Annotated in this window: 22 protein-coding genes; 10 read left to right on the top strand and 12 right to left on the bottom strand. The window is 57.8% G+C overall.

Features of this window, described 5'->3' with window-relative positions; all coding sequences use genetic code 11:
• Window positions 1–69 precede the first annotated feature (69 nt).
• From D8B20_RS10090 to pth, 6 genes are all read right to left on the bottom strand, one after another.
• Window positions 70–1050, bottom strand: coding sequence for a GlxA family transcriptional regulator (locus D8B20_RS10090; protein ID WP_145888757.1), 981 nt, complete (start codon window positions 1048–1050; stop codon window positions 70–72).
• 140 nt (window positions 1051–1190) lie between these two features.
• On the bottom strand, window positions 1191–1913 hold the full coding sequence (locus D8B20_RS10085) for an amino acid ABC transporter ATP-binding protein (protein ID WP_145888756.1): 723 nt from the start codon (window positions 1911–1913) through the stop codon (window positions 1191–1193).
• Window positions 1900–2664: an amino acid ABC transporter permease gene (locus tag D8B20_RS10080; RefSeq protein WP_145888755.1), complete on the bottom strand. Its 765-nt coding sequence runs from the start codon at window positions 2662–2664 to the stop codon at window positions 1900–1902. Before D8B20_RS10080 ends, D8B20_RS10085 begins: the two co-directional genes overlap by 14 nt.
• A gap of 44 nt (window positions 2665–2708) precedes the next feature.
• The gene (locus D8B20_RS10075) at window positions 2709–3470 is read right to left on the bottom strand and encodes a basic amino acid ABC transporter substrate-binding protein (RefSeq protein ID WP_145888754.1); all 762 of its coding nucleotides are present in this window, start codon (window positions 3468–3470) and stop codon (window positions 2709–2711) included.
• Window positions 3471–3697: 227 nt separating this feature from the next.
• Window positions 3698–4789 carry a redox-regulated ATPase YchF gene (gene ychF / locus D8B20_RS10070; RefSeq protein ID WP_145888753.1) on the bottom strand — a complete coding sequence of 364 codons (1092 nt, stop codon included), beginning with the start codon at window positions 4787–4789 and terminating at the stop codon, window positions 3698–3700.
• A gap of 109 nt (window positions 4790–4898) precedes the next feature.
• A complete protein-coding gene (gene pth / locus D8B20_RS10065; RefSeq protein ID WP_145888752.1) occupies window positions 4899–5486 on the bottom strand; it encodes an aminoacyl-tRNA hydrolase in 588 nt (195 codons plus the stop codon).
• 262 nt (window positions 5487–5748) lie between these two features.
• Here pth and ychH point away from each other — a divergent pair, with 262 nt between their 5' ends.
• Window positions 5749–6024 carry a stress-induced protein YchH gene (gene ychH / locus D8B20_RS10060; protein ID WP_145888751.1) on the top strand — a complete coding sequence of 92 codons (276 nt, stop codon included), beginning with the start codon at window positions 5749–5751 and terminating at the stop codon, window positions 6022–6024.
• Here the strand turns inward: ychH and D8B20_RS10055 are convergent.
• From D8B20_RS10055 to lolB, 4 genes are all read right to left on the bottom strand, one after another.
• Window positions 6021–7193: a GGDEF domain-containing protein gene (locus D8B20_RS10055; protein ID WP_145888750.1), complete on the bottom strand. Its 1173-nt coding sequence runs from the start codon at window positions 7191–7193 to the stop codon at window positions 6021–6023. The two genes, ychH and D8B20_RS10055, sit on opposite strands and share 4 nt — an antisense overlap.
• A gap of 227 nt (window positions 7194–7420) precedes the next feature.
• Window positions 7421–8368, bottom strand: coding sequence for a ribose-phosphate diphosphokinase (gene prs / locus D8B20_RS10050; protein WP_006118899.1), 948 nt, complete (start codon window positions 8366–8368; stop codon window positions 7421–7423).
• A 136-nt stretch (window positions 8369–8504) separates the two neighbouring features.
• On the bottom strand, window positions 8505–9362 hold the full coding sequence (ispE, locus tag D8B20_RS10045; RefSeq protein ID WP_145888749.1) for a 4-(cytidine 5'-diphospho)-2-C-methyl-D-erythritol kinase: 858 nt from the start codon (window positions 9360–9362) through the stop codon (window positions 8505–8507).
• The gene (gene lolB, locus D8B20_RS10040) at window positions 9359–9985 is read right to left on the bottom strand and encodes a lipoprotein insertase outer membrane protein LolB (protein ID WP_145888748.1); all 627 of its coding nucleotides are present in this window, start codon (window positions 9983–9985) and stop codon (window positions 9359–9361) included. Before lolB ends, ispE begins: the two co-directional genes overlap by 4 nt.
• A gap of 214 nt (window positions 9986–10199) precedes the next feature.
• On the opposite strand from lolB, the gene hemA reads away from it, so the two are divergent.
• The 6 genes from hemA to kdsA are packed head-to-tail and all read left to right on the top strand — an operon-like array spanning window position 10200 to window position 15505.
• Window positions 10200–11456, top strand: coding sequence for a glutamyl-tRNA reductase (gene hemA, locus D8B20_RS10035; RefSeq protein ID WP_145888747.1), 1257 nt, complete (start codon window positions 10200–10202; stop codon window positions 11454–11456).
• A 41-nt stretch (window positions 11457–11497) separates the two neighbouring features.
• Window positions 11498–12580 (top strand): peptide chain release factor 1, encoded by a 1083-nt coding sequence (prfA, locus tag D8B20_RS10030; protein WP_145888746.1) that lies wholly within the window; start codon window positions 11498–11500, stop codon window positions 12578–12580.
• Entirely contained in the window at window positions 12580–13419 is an 840-nt protein-coding gene (gene prmC / locus D8B20_RS10025; protein WP_145888745.1) for a peptide chain release factor N(5)-glutamine methyltransferase, read from the top strand. The genes prfA and prmC overlap by 1 nt, the downstream gene beginning before the upstream one ends.
• On the top strand, window positions 13419–13817 hold the full coding sequence (locus D8B20_RS10020) for a SirB2 family protein (RefSeq protein ID WP_145890517.1): 399 nt from the start codon (window positions 13419–13421) through the stop codon (window positions 13815–13817). The genes prmC and D8B20_RS10020 overlap by 1 nt, the downstream gene beginning before the upstream one ends.
• Window positions 13814–14623 (top strand): invasion regulator SirB1, encoded by an 810-nt coding sequence (gene sirB1 / locus D8B20_RS10015; protein ID WP_145888744.1) that lies wholly within the window; start codon window positions 13814–13816, stop codon window positions 14621–14623. Before D8B20_RS10020 ends, sirB1 begins: the two co-directional genes overlap by 4 nt.
• 27 nt (window positions 14624–14650) lie before the next feature.
• Complete coding sequence (gene kdsA / locus D8B20_RS10010; RefSeq protein ID WP_145888743.1) at window positions 14651–15505, top strand: 3-deoxy-8-phosphooctulonate synthase; 855 nt, start codon at window positions 14651–14653, stop codon at window positions 15503–15505.
• Window positions 15506–15587: 82 nt separating this feature from the next.
• On the opposite strand, the gene chaA is transcribed toward kdsA, so the two are convergent.
• Window positions 15588–16679 carry a sodium-potassium/proton antiporter ChaA gene (chaA, locus tag D8B20_RS10005; protein ID WP_145888742.1) on the bottom strand — a complete coding sequence of 364 codons (1092 nt, stop codon included), beginning with the start codon at window positions 16677–16679 and terminating at the stop codon, window positions 15588–15590.
• A gap of 364 nt (window positions 16680–17043) precedes the next feature.
• Between chaA and chaB the strand changes: the two genes are divergently transcribed.
• Genes chaB through D8B20_RS09990 form a run of 3 tightly spaced genes read left to right on the top strand, consistent with a single transcriptional unit; the run spans window position 17044 to window position 18201 of the window.
• Window positions 17044–17274 carry a putative cation transport regulator ChaB gene (gene chaB, locus D8B20_RS10000; protein ID WP_145888741.1) on the top strand — a complete coding sequence of 77 codons (231 nt, stop codon included), beginning with the start codon at window positions 17044–17046 and terminating at the stop codon, window positions 17272–17274.
• Window positions 17256–17549 carry a hypothetical protein gene (locus D8B20_RS09995; RefSeq protein ID WP_145888740.1) on the top strand — a complete coding sequence of 98 codons (294 nt, stop codon included), beginning with the start codon at window positions 17256–17258 and terminating at the stop codon, window positions 17547–17549. Before chaB ends, D8B20_RS09995 begins: the two co-directional genes overlap by 19 nt.
• Window positions 17512–18201: a gamma-glutamylcyclotransferase gene (locus tag D8B20_RS09990; RefSeq protein WP_186454359.1), complete on the top strand. Its 690-nt coding sequence runs from the start codon at window positions 17512–17514 to the stop codon at window positions 18199–18201. The genes D8B20_RS09995 and D8B20_RS09990 overlap by 38 nt, the downstream gene beginning before the upstream one ends.
• Here D8B20_RS09990 and D8B20_RS09985 read toward each other — a convergent pair.
• Window positions 18185–19609, bottom strand: coding sequence for a serine/threonine protein kinase (locus tag D8B20_RS09985; RefSeq protein WP_145888738.1), 1425 nt, complete (start codon window positions 19607–19609; stop codon window positions 18185–18187). The two genes, D8B20_RS09990 and D8B20_RS09985, sit on opposite strands and share 17 nt — an antisense overlap.
• Window positions 19610–19626: the final 17 nt, after the last annotated feature.

Raw genomic sequence — 19626 nt, 5'->3', positions numbered from 1 at the left:
CTTTTGTGAAGTAACTGCAGTCACAATAGGCCTGGCGCGTGCTGGCGTAAACGCCAAAAAAGGATCACTTTACGCCATTTTGCGCATGTGGAAGCGCTGGCGGTATTCACCCGGCGTCAGCTGCAGCTGGCGTTCAAAGCTGCGGCGCAGATTGATGCTGCTGCCAAAGCCGGTGGCCACGGCGATACGCTCCAGCGTATCGCTGCTCTGCTCCAGACGCTGCCGTGCAGCGGCCAGACGCGCCTCTGCGACGTAGCGCGCCGGCGGGACGCCGGTTTCGCGGGTAAACACGCGGGTAAAATTACGCGGGCTCATCGCTACCCGATCGGCCAGTTTCTCCACCGACAGATCTTCCGCCAGATGGTCAGCGATCCAGGCCTGCAGCTGACTGACGGGGCCCGCGTCGCTGGCGGTTTGCAGGTGAAAACGGCTGAACTGCATCTGGCCGCCGGGACGGCGCAGGTACATCACCATGTCCTGCGCAATATCGCGCGCTACGCTGAAACCGAAATCCTCTTCCACCAGCGCCAGCGTCAGGTCAAAGCCGGAGCTGACGCCGCCGGATGTCCAGACTGCGCCATCCTGAATATAGAGCGGACCGCTTTCTACCTGCACGCGCGGATAGCGCGTCTGCAGCGTTTCCAGCAGCCGCCAGTGGCTGGTGGCGCGGCGTCCGTCCAGCAGCCCGGCCTCGGCCAGCAGCAGGGAGGCTCCGCAAACCGACACCACGCGGCGTGCCTGCGGTGCGGCCAGCCGGATAAAGTCCACCACCATGGCGCCTTCTTCCGGGTTGGTGCCGCGGCCGGTGATCATGATGGTGTCCCAGGCGGCACGCGGATCCAGCTCTGCGAGTTTGAGATCGGCCAGCAGGTTCAGACCCGACATGCCGTGGATCACCGGGTGCGACTGGGTGGTGGCGAGGCTGATACGGTAGCGCGGCTGATCGGGCCCTGCCGGCAGAAACTGATTTGCCTGCATCAGGATATCGGCGATGCCCGCCGCTTCGAACAGCATGCCGCCATCCGGGACAATAATCAGAAAGGTTTTCATGGCGTAAAAGGGAGTATCCGCATCAAAGAAGCCAAACCGTTATCTTCAGATTCTTTTTGCGGCGATGCAAGCAAATGACATTGCTGAGCGCCAGCAGATACGGCCGGGCGAGAGGTCACGCCCGGCGAGCCGGCCCGCCGCTACAGGACCTTACTGAGGAAAGCGCGGGTGCGCGGATTGACGGGCTGGCTGAAAATCACCTCAGGCGTATCCAGCTCCTGGATGATCCCCTGATCCATAAACATCACGCGATCGGCGACTTCGCGCGCGAAGTTCATCTCATGCGTCACGATCACCATGGTCATGCCTTCCTGCGCCAGCATTTTCATCACGCTGAGTACTTCGCCTACCAGCTCAGGATCCAGCGCTGAAGTGGGCTCATCAAACAGCATGATTGCGGGCTCCATGGCCAGCGCACGGGCAATGGCCACACGCTGCTGCTGACCGCCAGAAAGGCTGTTGGGGTAGGCATCGATTTTGTCGGTCAGACCAACTTTTTCCAGCAGCGTTCTGGCCCGTTCGGTGGCGTGCTTTCGCGACAGTTTGCGTACATCCATCGGTGCCATGATCAGGTTTTCCAGCACCGTCATGTGCGGGAACAGATTAAAACGCTGAAACACCATGCCGACATGTTCACGCATCCGGTTCAGGTTGGTTTTGGTACTTTGCACCTCAAACCCGTTCACCACCACCCGGCCGCCTTCAATACTCTCAAGGCCATTCAGGCAGCGCAGAAAGGTGCTTTTTCCGGAGCCGGAAGGGCCGATGACGCACAGCACTTCCTGTTCGGCAATGTCACAGCTGATGCCTTTGAGCACCGCGTTCTCACCGAAATTTTTCTGTAGGTTTTCAACGTGAATCACTTTTGCCGAACCTCTTTTCCATGTAACGAACCAGCAGTGAAAGCAGGAAAGTGAAGACCCAGTACACCAGCGAAATCACCAGATACGGCTCCCAGTAGGTGGCATAAGCCCCCGAAACTGTCCGGGCCGCATAGGCCAGATCGGCCAGTCCGATAGCCGACGCCAGCGAAGAATCTTTTACGATAGCAATGGCATTGTTGCCCAGCGGCGGCAGCATCCGGCGAAACGCCTGCGGCAGAATGACGCGGCGCAGCGTGCGCCCGTACGACATCCCGAGGGAACGTGACGCCTCCATCTGGCCGCGGTCGATAGACTGAATGCCGGCACGGAAAATTTCCGAAACATAGGCCCCGGCATTTAGCGTGATTGCCACCACGCAGGAGAGAAACGCACCGTAATCGGCGCGCAGCGTGCGGGCAAAGTCCGCTGACATCAGGCCATTCGTCACCAGCACACCATCACGCGGGTTGATGAACAGCGGCACCAGCGCAAAATGCACCACCATGATCTGGACAAACAGCGGTGTACCCCGGAAGGCGCTGATGTAAATGCGCACCGGCCACTGTATGCCGTAGTGCAAAAGGTATTTCCACGGGCCATGCGGTGCCGATGCCAGCCGCCCGAGGCCCAGCGCCAGTCCCCATAATGTGCCGGTGATGACACAGATCAGGGTGCATTTAAGGGTCATGATTGCGCCGTCAACAAACAGCGGCAGGTACTCCTGGATAATTTCCCAGCGAAATCCGGTCATAACAAGCGTCCTGTTGCGCCACGCAAAGGCGTGGCCGCGGAAAATTATTCAGTGGGCAGTTGCGGTACGTTGTTATCAAACCAGCTGGCGTAGATTTTGGCGTAAGTGCCATCCGCAATGATTTTTTTCAGGCCGGCGTTGATCTTATCGCGCAGTTCATCATTGCCTTTGGCCACCGCGATCCCAAAATACTGCCGCTGGAAGCGGGCATCTGAAACCAGGCGGAACTGCTTCTCCGGATGGGTCTTGATGTAGTATTTCACTACGCCCACGTCACCCACCGCCGCGCCGATGCCATCTTCATACAGCTCCTGCAGCATCAGCGGCGTATTGTCGAAGCGCCGGATGGCGGTGCTGTTTTTGCCCAGCACATCGGAAACCACGATGTCGCCGGTGCTGGAATTCACGACGCCGACGTTAAGGGACTTCAGCGCATTCAGCGAGTCCACGTTTGACGCGGCGGGCACCACAATGGCCTGTTCGGCAGGGAAATAAGGCGCGGAGAAATCCACCATCTGTTTCCGCTTGTCAGTGATCGTAATGCCCGAAATGATGATGTCGCGGTCGCCGGAATTCAGCGTGGCAAAAATGCCTTCCCACGGCGTATTCACCAGCTTTATGTCGAAGTTTTCGGCTTTGGCAACTGCTTTAATGATATCGATATCAAACCCTTCCAGCTGCTTTTGCGCGTTTTCAAATTCAAACGGGCGATAGGTGCCACCGGAACCGACGACGTAGGTTGTCGCCTGCGCAGCGGTCACCGACAGGGCCAGCAGCAGACCCAGCAGGGCTGAACGTTTTAACATGGTGCTTCTCCTGGTAAAAAGTAACAAAGGGATAAGTTATGCAAAATAATTGAATATAAATACACAGGAGCCGCCGGTGTGGCAAGCAAAATAGTCCGGGTTGAGGACAAAAGGACAGCACAGAAGGGCGTAACGGCAGGGTGGCGAACAGGCGAAACCGCAGCTTAGCGGAAGGGGCAAAAAAAAATCCACGCCGGGGCGTGGATTTTCACGGGCAGATCAGGGGCTCAGACGTTGAACAGGAAGTTCATTACATCGCCATCTTTGACGATGTAGTCTTTGCCTTCTGAACGCATCTTACCGGCTTCTTTGGCGCCCTGTTCACCTTTGTAAGCCACAAAGTCTTCAAAGGCGATGGTTTGCGCGCGGATAAAGCCTTTTTCAAAATCGGTGTGGATTTTGCCAGCGGCCTGTGGCGCGGTGGCACCCACCGGGATGGTCCAGGCGCGGACTTCTTTCACGCCTGCGGTAAAATAGGTTTGCAGGTTGAGCAGGGCATAACCGGCGCGGATCACGCGGTTCAGGCCCGGTTCTTCCAGACCCAATTCCGCCATGAATTCGTCACGCTCTTCATCTTCCAGCTCGGCGATGTCAGACTCTACCGCCGCGCACACCGGCACCACGACAGAGCCTTCCGCTTCGGCAATGGCGCGCACCTGATCGAGATACGGGTTATTTTCAAAACCGTCTTCGTTCACGTTGGCGATGTACATGGTTGGCTTCAGCGTCAGGAAGCTCAGATAGCGGATCGCCGCTTTCTCTTCCGCGTCCAGCTTCAGGGAACGCAGCATACCGGCATTTTCCAGATGCGGCAGGCACTTCTCCAGCGCCGCCAGCTCCGCTTTGGCATCTTTGTCGCCGCCTTTGGCTTTTTTCTGGCAACGCTGAATAGCACGTTCGCAGGTGTCGAGATCCGACAGCGCCAGCTCCGTGTTAATCACATCAATATCTTCCGCCGGGTTCACTTTGCCGGAAACGTGAATGATATTGTCGTTCTCAAAGCAGCGTACCACGTGGCCGATTGCTTCGGTTTCACGGATGTTAGTCAGGAACTGGTTGCCCAGACCTTCGCCTTTCGATGCGCCTTTAACCAGACCGGCGATATCGACGAATTCCATGGTGGTCGGCACCACGCGCTGCGGCTTGACGATCTCGCTCAGCTGATCGAGGCGCAGATCGGGCATTGGCACCACGCCGGTGTTCGGCTCGATGGTGCAGAACGGAAAGTTGGCTGCTTCGATACCCGCTTTGGTCAGCGCGTTGAACAGGGTGGATTTACCGACGTTCGGCAGGCCCACAATACCGCATTTAAATCCCATGGTCTGATTACCTTTCTCACTGAGTGTGCGGTGCTGCTGGCAGCACCGGCTGATTCAAAAAATTTCGCGCATTATACACAGAATTCCCCGGCGCGGCGCGGGAATTGGCTTAGCTGGCCCTGAACGCATGCAGGCGATTCATCGCCTTGATTTTGTCCTCTTTCAGCCACAGCTCGGTGCAGCGCACCGCTTCATCTACCGCATCGTCTATCAGCTTTTGCTCGCTGGCGGGCGGTTTGCCCAGCACAAAGCCGGTGACTTTATTGCGGTCGCCCGGATGGCCAATGCCGACGCGCAGGCGATGAAAATTGTTGTTGTTGCCCAGTTTACTGATGATGTCTTTCAGGCCGTTATGGCCGCCGTGGCCGCCGCCCTGTTTAAACTTCGCGACGCCCGGTGGCAGATCCATTTCATCATGCGCCACCAGAATCTCTTCCGATGTGATGCGATAAAAGGTCGCCATTGCCGCCACCGCTTTGCCGCTCAGATTCATAAAGGTGGTGGGCACCAGCAAGCGGACGTCTTCACCCGCCAGCGACAGGCGTGCGGTGTAGCCGAAAAATTTCGGCTCTTCTTTTAATGACTGATTGTAGCGGCTGGCAAGCAGATCCAGATACCAGGCCCCGGCGTTGTGGCGCGTTGCGGCGTATTCAGCGCCGGGATTAGCCAGCCCGACAATCAGTTTAATGCTGCTCACGATGTTTATCCTGTTTCGCTGCGGAAAGGGCGTTAGTTTACTGCCTGCAGGCAGGGAAGACAAAGGGCGTCACCGGCCGCTGATGCCGCAGCGTGATTAATCATTTTCTATCGAAATCAAGGCGCTGCCGGTAAAGATTCGTCAGAGATTGTGAGGGATGTGTGATCGCGTCCGCAACGTCAGGGCCAGCCATTGCTTAAACTTATGGCAATTTAACCCTGCGTGCTGTTTTCTGCGTTGCGCAAATGGATGGAGGTGAATCATGAAACGTCATCACTGCCGTACGGTAGGGAATGGCCTGATGTGTCTCGGCTTGCTGACCATGGTGCTCGGCGTCGCGTATTCGATCATTAATCAGCTGCCTTCGGTTAACCTGCCGCAATCTCTCTCCCACGGGGCGATGTTTGGCATCTTTGTCGGTGCGCTGTTGTGGCTGGCCGGCGCTCGCGTCAGCGGAAGGGAAAAAGTTGAGGATCGCTATTACTGGCTGCGGCACTACGGCGACAAGCGCTGCCGTCGCAATCACTCATCCCATTAAAAGGCCGCCGCGCTGATCGGCTGCAGCCGCACGTCGTCACCTTCAACCCGGTTGCGCCCGCTGGCTTTTGCACGATACAGCGCTTCATCCGCCTGCGCCAGCAGGGCAGGAAACGCCTGTCGCGCCTGGCTGGCAGTGGCGAAACCGATGCTCACGGTGTAGCTGACGTCATCCGGCTGTGACAGTTGTGTTGCGTGGCGGATACGTTCACACACCTGCCGGGCGCGCTGACTGTCACCGGGCAGCAGGGCGGCAAACTCCTCGCCGCCCAGCCGGGCAAAATGCCCTTCATGCGGCAGCAGCGTCTGCACGATCTGGCAAAAATCCACCAGCACCCGGTCGCCCTGCAGATGTCCGTAGCGATCGTTAATGCTTTTGAAGTGGTCCAGATCAAACAGCACCGCCGTATAGATAAACGGCTGAGGCAAACGACCATGCCGGATCAGCAGGCGTTCGGCCTGTTCAAACAGTGCGCGCCGGTTCCACACGCTGGTGAGCGGATCGTGCAGCGAGGCGCGTTTATGGGCGATTTGCGTGCGCTCATTGACCATTGCCAGGATGGTAAACGTCAGCCCAATCACAAACAAAATCGACTCCAGAATCACATAGACCGAAAAAGCAGAACCGCCGATAGCACCATGCACCGGCGTGGCAACGGCATCATCGAGAAAAATACGCGCGACGTGAAACAGCAAATGAATCCACAGCAGCGTTTGCGCGGGCCAGAACGTCACGGTGAGCGAGGCACGTGCGCGCCACAGCAGACGAATCAGCGCGCCGGTAAACAGAATGCACAGCAGGCACATCACCAGCACGCGCCTCGGCGGGTTGTCATAAAACGTCGGGAAGGTGCACAAAATGGCCCACAGCAGCGCGCCACCGCTCCAGCTGAGGCCAAGCGGCTGCTTACAGAAGGTGCGAAACGCATTCAGCAGACAGCCATACGCCAGCAGCACGATAACATTACCGGCGGCGACAGGGAGAAAATGCAGCCCGGCACTGCGCAGGCTACTGAGGAACACCGAACTCAGGGTCAGGACCAGTGCCAGCGTGGTAAAGCCCAGCACGCGGTCATACTGCGCGCCTATCCAGCCAAACACCAGAATGATGCTTAAAAACCCCAGCACGTAGAGCTCACAAACGAATAACGTATAGATATCGAGAGTCATAGTGGTCGGAGTTCTTAGCAAAAGTGTGAAGGAAAATACCACTAATCACCGGCCCGCTAAAGGGCGCAAGCGGTTAACCGGAAAAAAGAGTCGATGACAATGAGAATAACGTGATTTGACGCGGTTTATCGCGCAAATATCTGCGGCGGAAGGGGCTTTATCGGGGTATCGCGCCAGGGCGGAAAAATAAAAAAAACCGGGCAGCGCGCCCGGTTTTCTGTGAACAATTAATGTTCGAACATCGCAGAGATGGATTCTTCGTTGCTGATACGACGAATAGCTTCGGCCAGCATGCCGGAGAGCGTCAGGGTACGCACGTTTGGCAGCGACTTCATCTCTTCAGACAGCGGAATGGTATCGCAGACGATCACCTGATCAATCACCGATTTGCGCAGGTTTTCCACCGCATTGCCTGAGAAGATAGGGTGGGTTGCATAAGCGAAGACGCGTTTCGCGCCGCGCTCTTTCAGCGCTTCAGCCGCTTTGCACAGCGTACCGCCGGTGTCGATCATATCGTCGACCAGTACGCAGTCACGACCCGCCACGTCACCAATGATATGCATCACCTGTGAAACGTTCGCGCGCGGGCGGCGTTTATCGATGATAGCCATATCGGTGTCGTTGAGCAGTTTGGCAATCGCACGGGCACGCACAACGCCGCCAATGTCCGGAGAGACCACAATCGGGTTTTCCAGACCAATCTGCAGCATGTCTTCCAGCAGAATCGGGCTGCCGAACACGTTATCAACCGGGACATCAAAGAAGCCCTGGATCTGTTCAGCGTGCAGGTCAACCGTCAGCACGCGGTCAACACCGACGCTGGAGAGGAAGTCTGCCACCACTTTCGCGGTGATTGGCACACGGGCAGAGCGCACGCGGCGGTCCTGGCGGGCATAGCCAAAGTAAGGAATAACAGCAGTAATACGACCAGCAGAAGCCCGACGCAAGGCGTCGACCATCACAACCAGCTCCATCAGATTATCATTGGTGGGGGCACAGGTGGACTGGATGATGAAAATATCACCACCGCGTACATTTTCGTTGATCTGTACACTTACTTCGCCATCGCTGAAACGGCCGACAGCGGCGTCTCCGAGGCTGGTGTAAAGGCGGTTGGCAATACGTTGTGCTAGTTCCGGGGTGGCGTTACCAGCAAATAGCTTCATATCAGGCACGAGAAGAACCTCAGGCTTGGCGTCCAGAGAATGAACCGCTCAAACGTAACCGGCGAATACATTTGAGCCTGTTCATACGGGTGTGTTAATGCGTGACGTGCAGTGTCTGGAACGGGTGACACTGTCACCTGCACGCTTAGAGCCCGGAAAGGGTGCGCTGCAACGGCGAGAGATTAAGCCCGCGCGCCACAAAGCCACTTATCCATTTCGGGGCATGCTCCAGCACCTGACGAGCCTCAGCTTCGGTGTTAAATTCAGCAAACACACAAGCTCCGGTCCCGGTCAGGCGCGACGGCGCGTATTCTAGCAGCCAGGAAAGCAGCGCATCAACCTCACGAAAACGTTTTCTTGCCACAGCCTCACAATCATTGTGAAAAGGTTGCTGCAGCAGTTCATCTAATGTGCGTATTGGTGAATTGCGCGTCAGCCCGGCATCGCGGAAGATATCCGGCGTGGCAATACTGATGCCCGGATGCGCCACCAGATACCATTTTTCTGCCGGTTCGGCTGGCTGGATCACTTCACCCACGCCCTCGGCAAAGGCCGCATGACCGCGGACAAACACCGGCACGTCCGCGCCCAGCCGAATGCCCAGCGCAGCCAGTTCATCAACGCTCAGCGCCGTCTGCCACAGATGATTCAGCGCCACCAGCACCGTGGCGGCATCCGACGATCCGCCGCCCAGGCCACCGCCCATCGGCAGACGCTTCTCCAGGGCGATTTGCGCACCGGCACCGGCAGGCAGCGTGCCTTTCTCCACCGCCGCCTGCTGCAGCAGACGGGCGGCGCGCACGATCAGGTTATCGCCATCCGGCACGCCGGCCAGCGGGGTCAGCAGGGTGAGGGTGCCGCTGTTATCAGGCGTGATATGTAACGTGTCACCGTAATCCAGGAACTGAAACAGCGTTTGCAGGTTATGGTAGCCGTCCGCACGACGGCCAGTGATGTACAAAAAGAGGTTTAATTTTGCCGGCGCGGGCCAGGTGGTGATCATTGCGTGGTCCAGCTATCCATGCGCAGCTTGATACGCTGATCGCCTTCGGTAAGTTCAAGGTTCGCCGGCAGCGGTGGGTTCACTTTGGTGTCGTAATCCGCAATGCTGACTTTCCACTGCTGGCCGTTGCGGCTCCACGAAAGACTGCGCAGCTGGTACTGATCGTTCAGCTGATAATCGGTGGCATCGCCCGGCAGGCCCATCATCCACTGACGCAGATTTGCCAGCGGAATATCCATGCCGGTCAGCTGTGAAATCATCTTCTCTGCATCGTTGCTGACGTAGCGCTTGCCTTTGTTGTCAACGATTTGTACTACTGAGCCCTGCGCATCCAGCTGCAGTTCGGTACTGCCGAGCGGATTAGTCAGCAGCAGGCGATAGCGATCTGCGGCGGTCTGCTGCCAGTTAAAGCGGGCATAGACTTTTTGTTTATCAGAGAGATAGGCAAAAGCGCCGCGCGTCTGGTAGTGGCTGATTTTCGCCACCGCCTGCTGGTGCTGCTGCCACTGCGGTGAGGTTGTGCTGGGGCCGGGACCCTGCTGCGGCTGATGGAGGCTACAGGCCGCCAGCAGGACGCTGGCGAGGGGCAAAAGGCGCAACAGCTTGCGCGGGGGCAAATGCATCGTGGTCATCTCCTCAGACACGTTTTTAATTCGTAACCGGCTACGCTAACCACCCGTTGCTGAGCCGTCAATGCCAGCGCGGGGAAAATTGCGCACGATCAGTTTAATCTTATTACAGTCATAGCCTTTGTATGGCTTTTCATGATCTGCGCCATCTTGTAGAATGCGCTTCACAAAACCTGACAATTACTGGGACTTACTGACCCGAATCACCATGACGCTGCTTGCTCTCGGAATCAACCACAAAACTGCCCCTGTTGCACTGCGTGAACGCGTGGCGTTTGCGCCGGACACGCTGGCGCAGGCACTGAACAGCCTGCTGTCTCAGCCGATGGTGCAAAGCGGTGTGGTGCTCTCCACCTGTAACCGGACTGAACTCTATCTTAGCGTAGAACAGCAGGCGGATTTGCAGGAAAAGCTGGTGCGCTGGTTATGTGATTATCACGATTTGCGGGAAGAGGATGTGCGTAACAGCCTCTACTGGCATCAGGACAACGCCGCCGTCAGCCATCTGATGCGTGTCGCCAGCGGTCTTGATTCGCTGGTGCTGGGCGAACCGCAGATTCTCGGTCAGGTGAAAAAAGCCTTTGCGGACTCCTCGCGCGATCACACGCTGAGCAGCGAACTGGAGCGCATGTTCCAGAAAACCTTCTCAGTGGCCAAGCGCGTCCGGACCGAAACTGAAATCGGCGCCAGCGCCGTCTCCGTTGCCTTCGCCGCCTGCTCCTTAGCCCGTCAAATCTTTGAATCGCTTAGCAGCGTCAACGTGCTGCTGGTTGGGGCGGGTGAAACCATTGAGCTGGTGGCGCGCCATCTGCGCGAGCACAGCGTGCAGAAGCTGATGATTGCCAACCGTACGCGGGAACGCGCACAGCTGCTGGCCGATGAAGTGGGCGCAGAGGTGATTGGTCTGGCCGACATCGAAACCCGCCTCGCGGATGCCGATATTATTATCTCCTCCACCGCCAGTCCGCTGCCGATTATCGGTAAAGGCATGGTGGAGCGTGCGCTGAAAGCGCGCCGCAATCAGCCGATGCTGCTGGTGGACATCGCCGTACCGCGCGATGTGGAGCCGGAAGTGGGCAAACTGGCCAACGCCTATCTTTACAGCGTTGATGACCTGCAGGCCATCATTGAGCAGAACATGGCGCAGCGTAAAGCCGCGGCTGTGCAGGCTGAGAGCATTGTGGTACAGGAGAGCGGTGAGTTTATGGCCTGGCTGCGCGCGCAAAGCGCCGGCGAATCCATCCGCGAGTACCGCGCACAGGCTGAAGGCGTGCGTGCGGAATTGCAGGAGCGCGCGCTGACCGCGCTGCGGCAGGGAGCGGACGCGGAAAAAGTTCTGCAGGAGCTGGCGCACAAGCTCACCAACCGTTTAATTCATGCACCAACCAAATCACTGCAGCAGGCCGCCCGCGACGGCGATAGCGAACGCCTGCAGATCTTACGTGACAGCCTCGGTTTAGAGTAATCTGGTCTGTCACGACCTATCACTGGGATACCCTCTATTAGATGAAGAGCTCGATTGTTGCCAAGCTGGAAGCGCTGCAGGAACGCCATGAAGAAGTGGAAGCGTTACTGGGCGATCCCGGCGTCATTGGCGATCAGGACCGTTTCCGCGCGTTATCACGTGAATATGCCCAGCTGAGTGACGTTACCCGTTGCTTCCGCGAATGGCAGCAGGTGCAGGAAGACGTTGAAACGGCGGAAATGCTGCTCGACGACCCGGAAATGCGCGACATGGCGCAGGAAGAGTTAAAACTGTCCCGCGAAAAGCGTGAAGTGCTGGAACAGCAGCTGCAGGTGCTGCTGCTGCCGAAAGATCCCGATGATGAACGTCCCTGCTTTGTGGAAGTGCGTGCCGGCACCGGCGGCGACGAAGCAGCAATTTTTGCCGGCGATCTGTTCCGTATGTACAGCCGCTACGCCGAAGCGCGTCGCTGGCAGGTGGAAATCATCAGCGCTAACGACGGCGAGCACGGTGGTTATAAAGAAGTGATTGCGCGCATCACCGGCGACGGAGCTTACGGGCGCATGAAATTTGAATCGGGCGGACATCGCGTGCAGCGCGTGCCGGAAACCGAATCGCAGGGCCGTATTCACACCTCCGCCTGTACCGTGGCGGTGATGCCGGAGCTGCCGGAAGCGGAACTGCCGGACATCAACCCGGCCGATCTGAAAATTGATACGTTCCGCTCTTCCGGGGCCGGTGGTCAGCACGTTAACACCACCGACTCCGCTATCCGTATCACCCACCTGCCCACCGGCATTGTGGTGGAGTGTCAGGATGAACGTTCCCAGCACAAAAACAAAGCCAAAGCGCTGGCGGTGCTGGGCGCGCGTATTCATGCGGCAGAAATGGCGAAACGGCAGGCGGCAGAAGCCTCTACCCGCCGTAATCTGCTGGGCAGTGGCGATCGCTCAGACCGCATCCGGACCTACAACTTCCCGCAGGGGCGCGTCACCGATCACCGCATCAACCTGACGCTCTACCGGCTGGATGAAACCATGGAAGGCAAGCTGGACACGCTGATTGAGCCGATTGTGCAGGAGTATCAGGCTGACCAGCTGGCTGCGCTGGCCGGGCAGGAGTGATGGATATCCGTCGCTGGCTGCAGCACGCCATCGCGACGCTGTCTGGCGGCGAGAGTCCGAAGCGCGATGCAGAAATCCTGCTGGGATTTGTCACCGGGAAATCACGCAGCTGGCTGATCGCCTTTGATGACAGCGGGTTATCCGGGTCGCAGCTGCAGCAGCTTGACGCGCTGCTGGCGCGTCGCGTGCAGGGTGAACCCATTGCCCACCTGGTGGGGGAGCGGGAGTTCTGGTCGCTGCCGCTGCGCGTCAGTGACGCCACGCTGATCCCGCGGCCGGATACCGAGGTGCTGGTGGAGCAGGCGCTGGCGCACCTGCCTGCCCGTGCAGCGACCATTCTCGACCTCGGCACCGGCACCGGGGCTATCGCGCTGGCGCTGGCCAGCGAACGCCCGGACTGCGAGGTCATCGGCTGCGATCGGGTGCCGGACGCGGTCACGCTGGCGCAGGACAACGCCCGGCGTCTGCACATCACCAATGCCTGCTTCCGGCTCAGCCACTGGTTTGACGCCCTGCCGGCGCGGCGCTTCGATATGATTGTCAGCAATCCGCCTTACATCGATGCCAGCGATGTGCATCTGCAGCAGGGCGATGTGCGCTTTGAACCCCTCAGTGCGCTGGTGGCGGCTGAAGCGGGCCTCGCCGACCTGCGTTTTATCATTCGTAACGCACCGCACTGGCTGCAGGCGCACGGCTGGCTGCTGCTGGAGCATGGCTGGCAGCAGGGCACAGCGGTACAGGCGCTGATGACGCAGCACGGCTATCAGGCCGTTTGTACCGTGAATGACTACGGCGGCAATCCGCGCGTGACTTTAGGACAACTGATTAAGGAAGCATGATGGCCAGCTGGTATCCGCTGATCAAACAATTTCACCTGCTCACCGTGGGCCTGACCATCAGCCTGTTTTTGCTGCGCTTCTACTGGCTGACCACCGGTTCGGCAATGCTGCAGCGGCGCTGGGTGCGCATCGCGCCGCACGTTAATGACACGCTGTTGCTGCTGAGTGGCGTGCTGCTGGTCATGATTACGCATTTTTATCCCTTCACACCGCAAGGAAGCTGGCTGACGGAGAAGCTGTTAGCGGTTATCATCTACATCGCCTTAGGTTCCGTGGCATTGAGTCGTCGCCCGCGTAAGATGGGAACCCGCTGGGTTGCCTGTTTAATCGCCATCGTCGCGCTGCTGTTTGCGATCAAGCTGGCGATGACCAAAATGCCGATATTGGGGATAGTATGACCTCGCCAGTACAACTCGATTTTAGTGAAACACCGTTAAGTGAAGCGGTCATTGGCGCCACCTGCGCCATCCGCAATGATTTTTCTGCTCCTTCGGTTCAGCAGCAGCTGGCCGATCTGGTCGAAGAGGCACGCGCCTACGTCAGCAGTGAGCAGGACGCAGATTTACAGCTGGAGAAGCTGCTGGAGCTGTTCTATAGCCAGTGGGGCTTCGGCGGCGCCAGCGGCGTGTACAATTTATCGGACGCGTTGTGGATCGATAAAGTGCTGAAAAGCCGCCAGGGCACCGCCGTGTCGCTGGGCGTGATCCTGCTGCACATTGCCGAAGAGCTGGAACTGCCGCTGATGCCGGTGATTTTTCCCACCCAGCTGATTCTGCGCGCCGACTGGCTGGACGGTGAGATGTGGTTAATCAACCCGTTCAACGGCGAAACGCTGGATACCCATACGCTGGAAGTCTGGCTGAAGGGCAACATCAGCCCGACAGCGAAACTGTACTCGGATGACCTCGACGAGGCCAAAACCATCAGCGTAATGCGCAAAATGCTGGATACGCTGAAGGCGGCGCTGATGGAAGAGAAGCAGATGGAGCTGGCGCTCAACGTCAGCCAGGTGCTGCTGCAGATCGACCCGGACGATCCGTACGAGATCCGCGACCGCGGCCTGATTTACGCACAGCTGGAGTGTGAGCATATCGCGCTGACCGATTTAACCTATTTCGTTGAGCAGTGTCCTGAGGACCCGGTCAGCGAAATGATTAAAGTGCAGATTCACGCAATTGAACAGAAACAGGTGACGCTCCATTAAGCGCGTCCCCCGAAATAAGGAAAGGGCATGACACAGAAAGTAGTGAGTATTGGCGATATTCAGGTCGCAAACGATCTGCCATTTGTTCTCTTCGGCGGCATGAACGTGCTGGAGTCCCGCGATCTCGCCATGCGCATCTGCGAACATTATGTGCAGGTTACCGATAAGCTCGGCATTCCCTACGTGTTCAAGGCTTCTTTTGACAAAGCGAACCGCTCGTCAATCAAATCTTACCGCGGTCCGGGTCTGGATGAAGGAATGAAGATTTTCCAGGCGCTGAAGCAGGCTTTTGGGGTGAAAATCATCACTGACGTCCATGAAAGCTGGCAGGCGCAGCCGGTGGCCGACGTGGTTGACGTTATCCAGCTGCCAGCCTTCCTGGCACGCCAGACCGATCTGGTAGAGGCCATGGCCAAAACCGGCGCGGTCATTAACGTGAAGAAGCCACAGTTTGTCAGCCCGGGTCAGATGGGCAATATCGTCGATAAGTTTGCCGAAGGCGGCAATGACAAAGTGATCCTTTGCGATCGCGGCAGCAACTTCGGCTATGACAACCTGGTGGTGGACATGCTGGGCTTCAACGTCATGAAGAAAGTCACCAACAACAGCCCGGTGATCTTTGACGTGACCCATGCGCTGCAGACGCGCGACCCGTTCGGCGCGGCCTCCGGTGGCCGTCGGGCTCAGGTGGCGGAACTGGCACGCGCCGGGATGGCGGTCGGCATTGCCGGTCTGTTTATCGAAGCGCACCCGGAGCCAAACAGCGCGAAATGCGATGGCCCGTCAGCCCTGCCGCTGGATAAGCTGGAGCCGTTCCTTGTGCAGATGAAAGCGATTGACGATCTGGTCAAAAGCTTCCCGGCGCTGGATACCAGCAACTGAGAAAGCCACGAACAAAAAAGGCACCTGCGGGTGCCTTTTTTATTGCCTGCGTTGGCTGTGATGCACAGGCAACCGGGCAAGCTTACAGCATAATCGTCAGCAGATAGCCGGCAAACAGCGCCAGGTGTGCCGCGCCGTTCAGCACGTTGGTGCGCCCGGTGGAGAAGGAGATGTGGCATAAAATCAGCACAGCGCTCATTACCACCATATGCGGCGGCTCCAGGCCAAAAATCAGCTGCTGATCGGTCAGGGTGGCAATGATGGTCACCGCCGGTACCGTCAGTGAAATGGTGGCCAGCACCGAGCCGAAGAACAGGTTCATGGCGCGCTGCACCTGGTTCATCAGCACCGCACGAATCGCCCCCAGTCCCTCCGGCGAGAGGATCAGCAGCGCCACCAGAAAGCCGGTAAACTGCTCCGGTGCATTCAGCTCGGTCAGCAGGTGCTCCAGCGTGTTGGCGTTCATTTTGGTCACGCTAATGACCGCAATCAGGTGCACAATCAGCCAGACCGTATGCCACAGCGAGCTGTGCGCGGAAGGTTTACCGTGATGCGGATCGCCATCGTCGCTGTCATCTTCGTGCTCATAGACAAACAGGCTCTGATGGGTTTTGGTCTGAATCAGCAGGAAAACCCCGTACATGGCGGCAGAAATCGCTGCGATAATCAGCGCCTGCGTGGTGGTGAAGTTGCCGCCGGGCAGGGCATTCGGAAACACCAGCACCAGAATCGCCAGCGGGAAAATCGCAATCATGTACTGCTTCACGCCCGCCAGATTGACGTACTGCGTGGCAAATTTACGACCGCCGAGCAGCAGGGCAAACCCCACCAGCCCGGAGGTCACAATCATGATGATGGAGTAGAGTGTGTCACGCATCAGCGCGGGTGCCGCGCCACCGGTGGCCATCAGCGCAGAGATCAGGCTCACCTCCAGAATCACCACGGAAAGGCTCAGAATCAGCGAGCCGTAAGGTTCACCCAGACGGTGTGCCAGCACGTCGGCGTGACGCACCACGCTGAAGGCGCTGCTGAGGATGGCGACCAGCGCCAGCAGGTTAATGCCAATCACGGGCAGCAGCGCCGTCTGGCTGCCGTAAAAGGTCAGCACGGCCAGCGCCGCCAGCGGAAAGATCAGGGAGTACTCACTGTGTCGGGTCTTCTCATGTGCAGCCATTCACCATCCTCCTGAGGAAAAGATAAAACCAGACAGGTCTGCCTGATAAATATATGTCGCATCTCACGCAGCGCAGTGTAACTTTTCATCAGCGCAGCCGCAGATTTTTTACGCGTTTTTACTTTTCATTTTTTACGTGCAAAAGGTCCGAAAAAACCGGTTATCATAGAAATTTATTTTATTTTCATGATATTAATATCACTTCTCTCATGTTTAATCGTCATTTTAATGACGTTAATTTGTCTGATAATTGCGATTTTACCGCGTTATCGGGTGGTTTGTTGTCCTGGCTGGCTAAAAGGGGTATTTGCATTTTCGTGGTCTTCTTCCAGACTTGATAAGGGTCCATAAAACAGGAGGAAGCATGCCATATTCATCAAACAAGGACTTACCGGATAGCGTCCGCCATGTGTTACCGGCCCATGCGCAGACCATTTATCAGAAAGCGTTCAACAGCGCCTGGGATCAGTATAAAGACAAGGATGAACGGCGCGGTGATGAATCGCGCGAAGAAGTGGCGCACAAAGTGGCCTGGGCGGCGGTAAAGAACGAGTACGCCAAAGGTGACGACGATAAGTGGCACCCGAAAAAGTAGCCTGCCTGCGGGCCTGCGTGGCCCGCTTCACAATTTTCCCCGCTTTGTTCAAGAATCCTGCCAGCCAGCCGATGCTGTTTATAGAGATTTTCCTCTTTGTGATCGGGGTCAATCTTGAAACCGTGATGAAAAATGCATTAATGTCGTCACTTAAGTCGACGCAGCAGGCGTCGCCTGTAATACAGCCTGATCAAGGAGCCCAACCGACAGGACGTCAGCGCAGTGGAGGAGGTCGCATTGTTAACCCGGGAATTCTTATTAAAAGCGGATTGTAAAACATCATTTGGCGATATTGATGAAGCGCTGCTGTGGAGTTGTGAAAAGCGCGCGGCATCCTTATCAGCGACGCTGGCCTGTCGTCCTGACCAAAGCCCGGTATGGATTTTTGGCTACGGTTCCCTGATGTGGAATCCGGTGTTTGAAGCCGAAGAAGTGGCATCCGGCAGGCTGGAAGGCTGGCACCGCGCGTTTTGCCTGCGCCTGACTGCCGGTCGTGGTACGGTCGCGGCGCCGGGCCGGATGCTGGCCCTCAAGGAGGGCGGATCCACCAGCGGGCTGGCGTTTCGTTTGCCGGAAGATCGCCTGCACGAGGAGCTGGAGCTGTTGTGGAAGCGCGAGATGATCACCGGCTGCTACCTGCCAACCTGGTGCGCGCTGACGCTGGATGACGGGCGTCAGGTGACGGCGCTGGTGTTCATTATGGACCCGCGTCACCCGCTGTATGAAGATGACTCCTGCCGCAGCACCATTGCACCGCTGATTGCGCAGGCCAGCGGCCCGCTCGGCACCAATGCGCAGTATCTGTTCTCGCTGGAGCAGGAGCTGGGTAAACGCGGTATGCAGGAAGCGGCGCTGACGCGCCTGGCGGCGGAAGTGCGCGCGCTGCAGCAATCTGCAGCGCAGCGTTCGCTTACTTCGCAGGATTAATCAGCCAGGTTCCCGGCTGGTTGATGGTCAGCATCTGGCTGCGCACCTTGCCGCCGCTCTGGACTTCAATCCGATAACTGCCCGCCGCCAGATTCAGTGAGGCAAAACCACTGCTGGCCGGCTTCACATCCTGCGCCTGGCCATTCAGCACAATATTCTCACCTGCCTGCAGCTGCAGATAGACCGTTGCCATGGTCGGTGCGCTGCTGGTGGCGGGCGCTGGCGTGGCGCCTGCTGCGGGTGCTGCCGGCTGCGCGGTGGAGGCCACCGGCGGCGTTTCGCTGTGCTGACTGCTTTTCCACACCACAATACCCACCGCCACGACCGCGACAGCCGCCAGCGCCAGCAGGCCCGGCGAGAGCCGACGCACAGCGCGTGGCGTGACCGGTTCCGCGCTGGCTGCACCGTGATTGACCGCGATTACCTGCGGCTCTGGCGCAGGCATCGCGGCCGGTTCCGCTGCGGCCGGCGGTTCATTCGCCAGCGGTATTGCAGTAATCAGCGCTTCCACATCATTGACCGGCAGGTCAATCAGCCGGGCAAAAGCGTCAATGCTCTGCGGACGATCCTGCGGCTTCATCGCCAGCGCACAGTCAATGGCATGCAGCAGCGGCAGGCTATAACCTGCGGGTTTGCGCTCCACCAGCGGCTGATAGTTGTCTTCAATACAGCGCACCACGCTGACCGGCGGCGCATGCCCGGTGATCAGCGTATGCAGCACCGCGCCAAGCGCATAAATGTCAGTCCACGGGCCTTGTTCAACTTCGCCTTCTTCGCTGTACTGCTCAATGGGCGCAAATCCCGGCTTCAGCATGATTTCCGTTTCATCGGAAAGGTTGCCAATCTCTTTGCGGGCCGAGCCGAAATCCAGCAGCACCGGCAGCTGGTTTTCCTGAATCTGGATATTGTCCAGCGAGATGTCACGGTGCAGGTAGCCTGCGGTGTGAATGGTATTAATCGCGCCAAACAGCGGCGGCAGCAGGCGGCGAATCCAGGCTTCGTCAATCTGCTCCGGGCTGGTCAGCTGCCACTCTTTCAGCGTCATGCCGCTGTAGTAGAGCGTGCCCATATAGGCGGTGCCATTCTCTTCCCAGAAGCGCAGCACGTGCAGCAAGCCGGGATGATTGAAACGCGCCAGCAGGCGGGCCTCCTGAATAAAGCTGTTGCGCCCGGCGTTAAACAGTTTCTGAAACCGCTCACCGCGCAGTTCCAGAGACAAATCGGCAGCGCGTACCGCCAGTGACACCGGCATGTACTCTTTGATGGCGATGGTGCGTTCTAGCTGGTGATCCCAGGCACGGTAAACAATGCCAAAGCCGCCGCCGCCAATGACTTCCTTGATTTCAAACTCGTTAAACCGGTAGCCCGCAGGCAGGGCATTGGGTGTATGGTTTTCGTTTGCCGACATAGTGAGCTCTCTGAACA

The organism is Candidatus Pantoea soli, assembly GCF_007833795.1.
GTDB lineage: Bacteria > Pseudomonadota > Gammaproteobacteria > Enterobacterales > Enterobacteriaceae > Pantoea > Pantoea soli.
The sequence above is the reverse complement of the archived record's forward strand: the minus strand, read 5'-3'. Positions and strand labels throughout refer to the sequence as shown.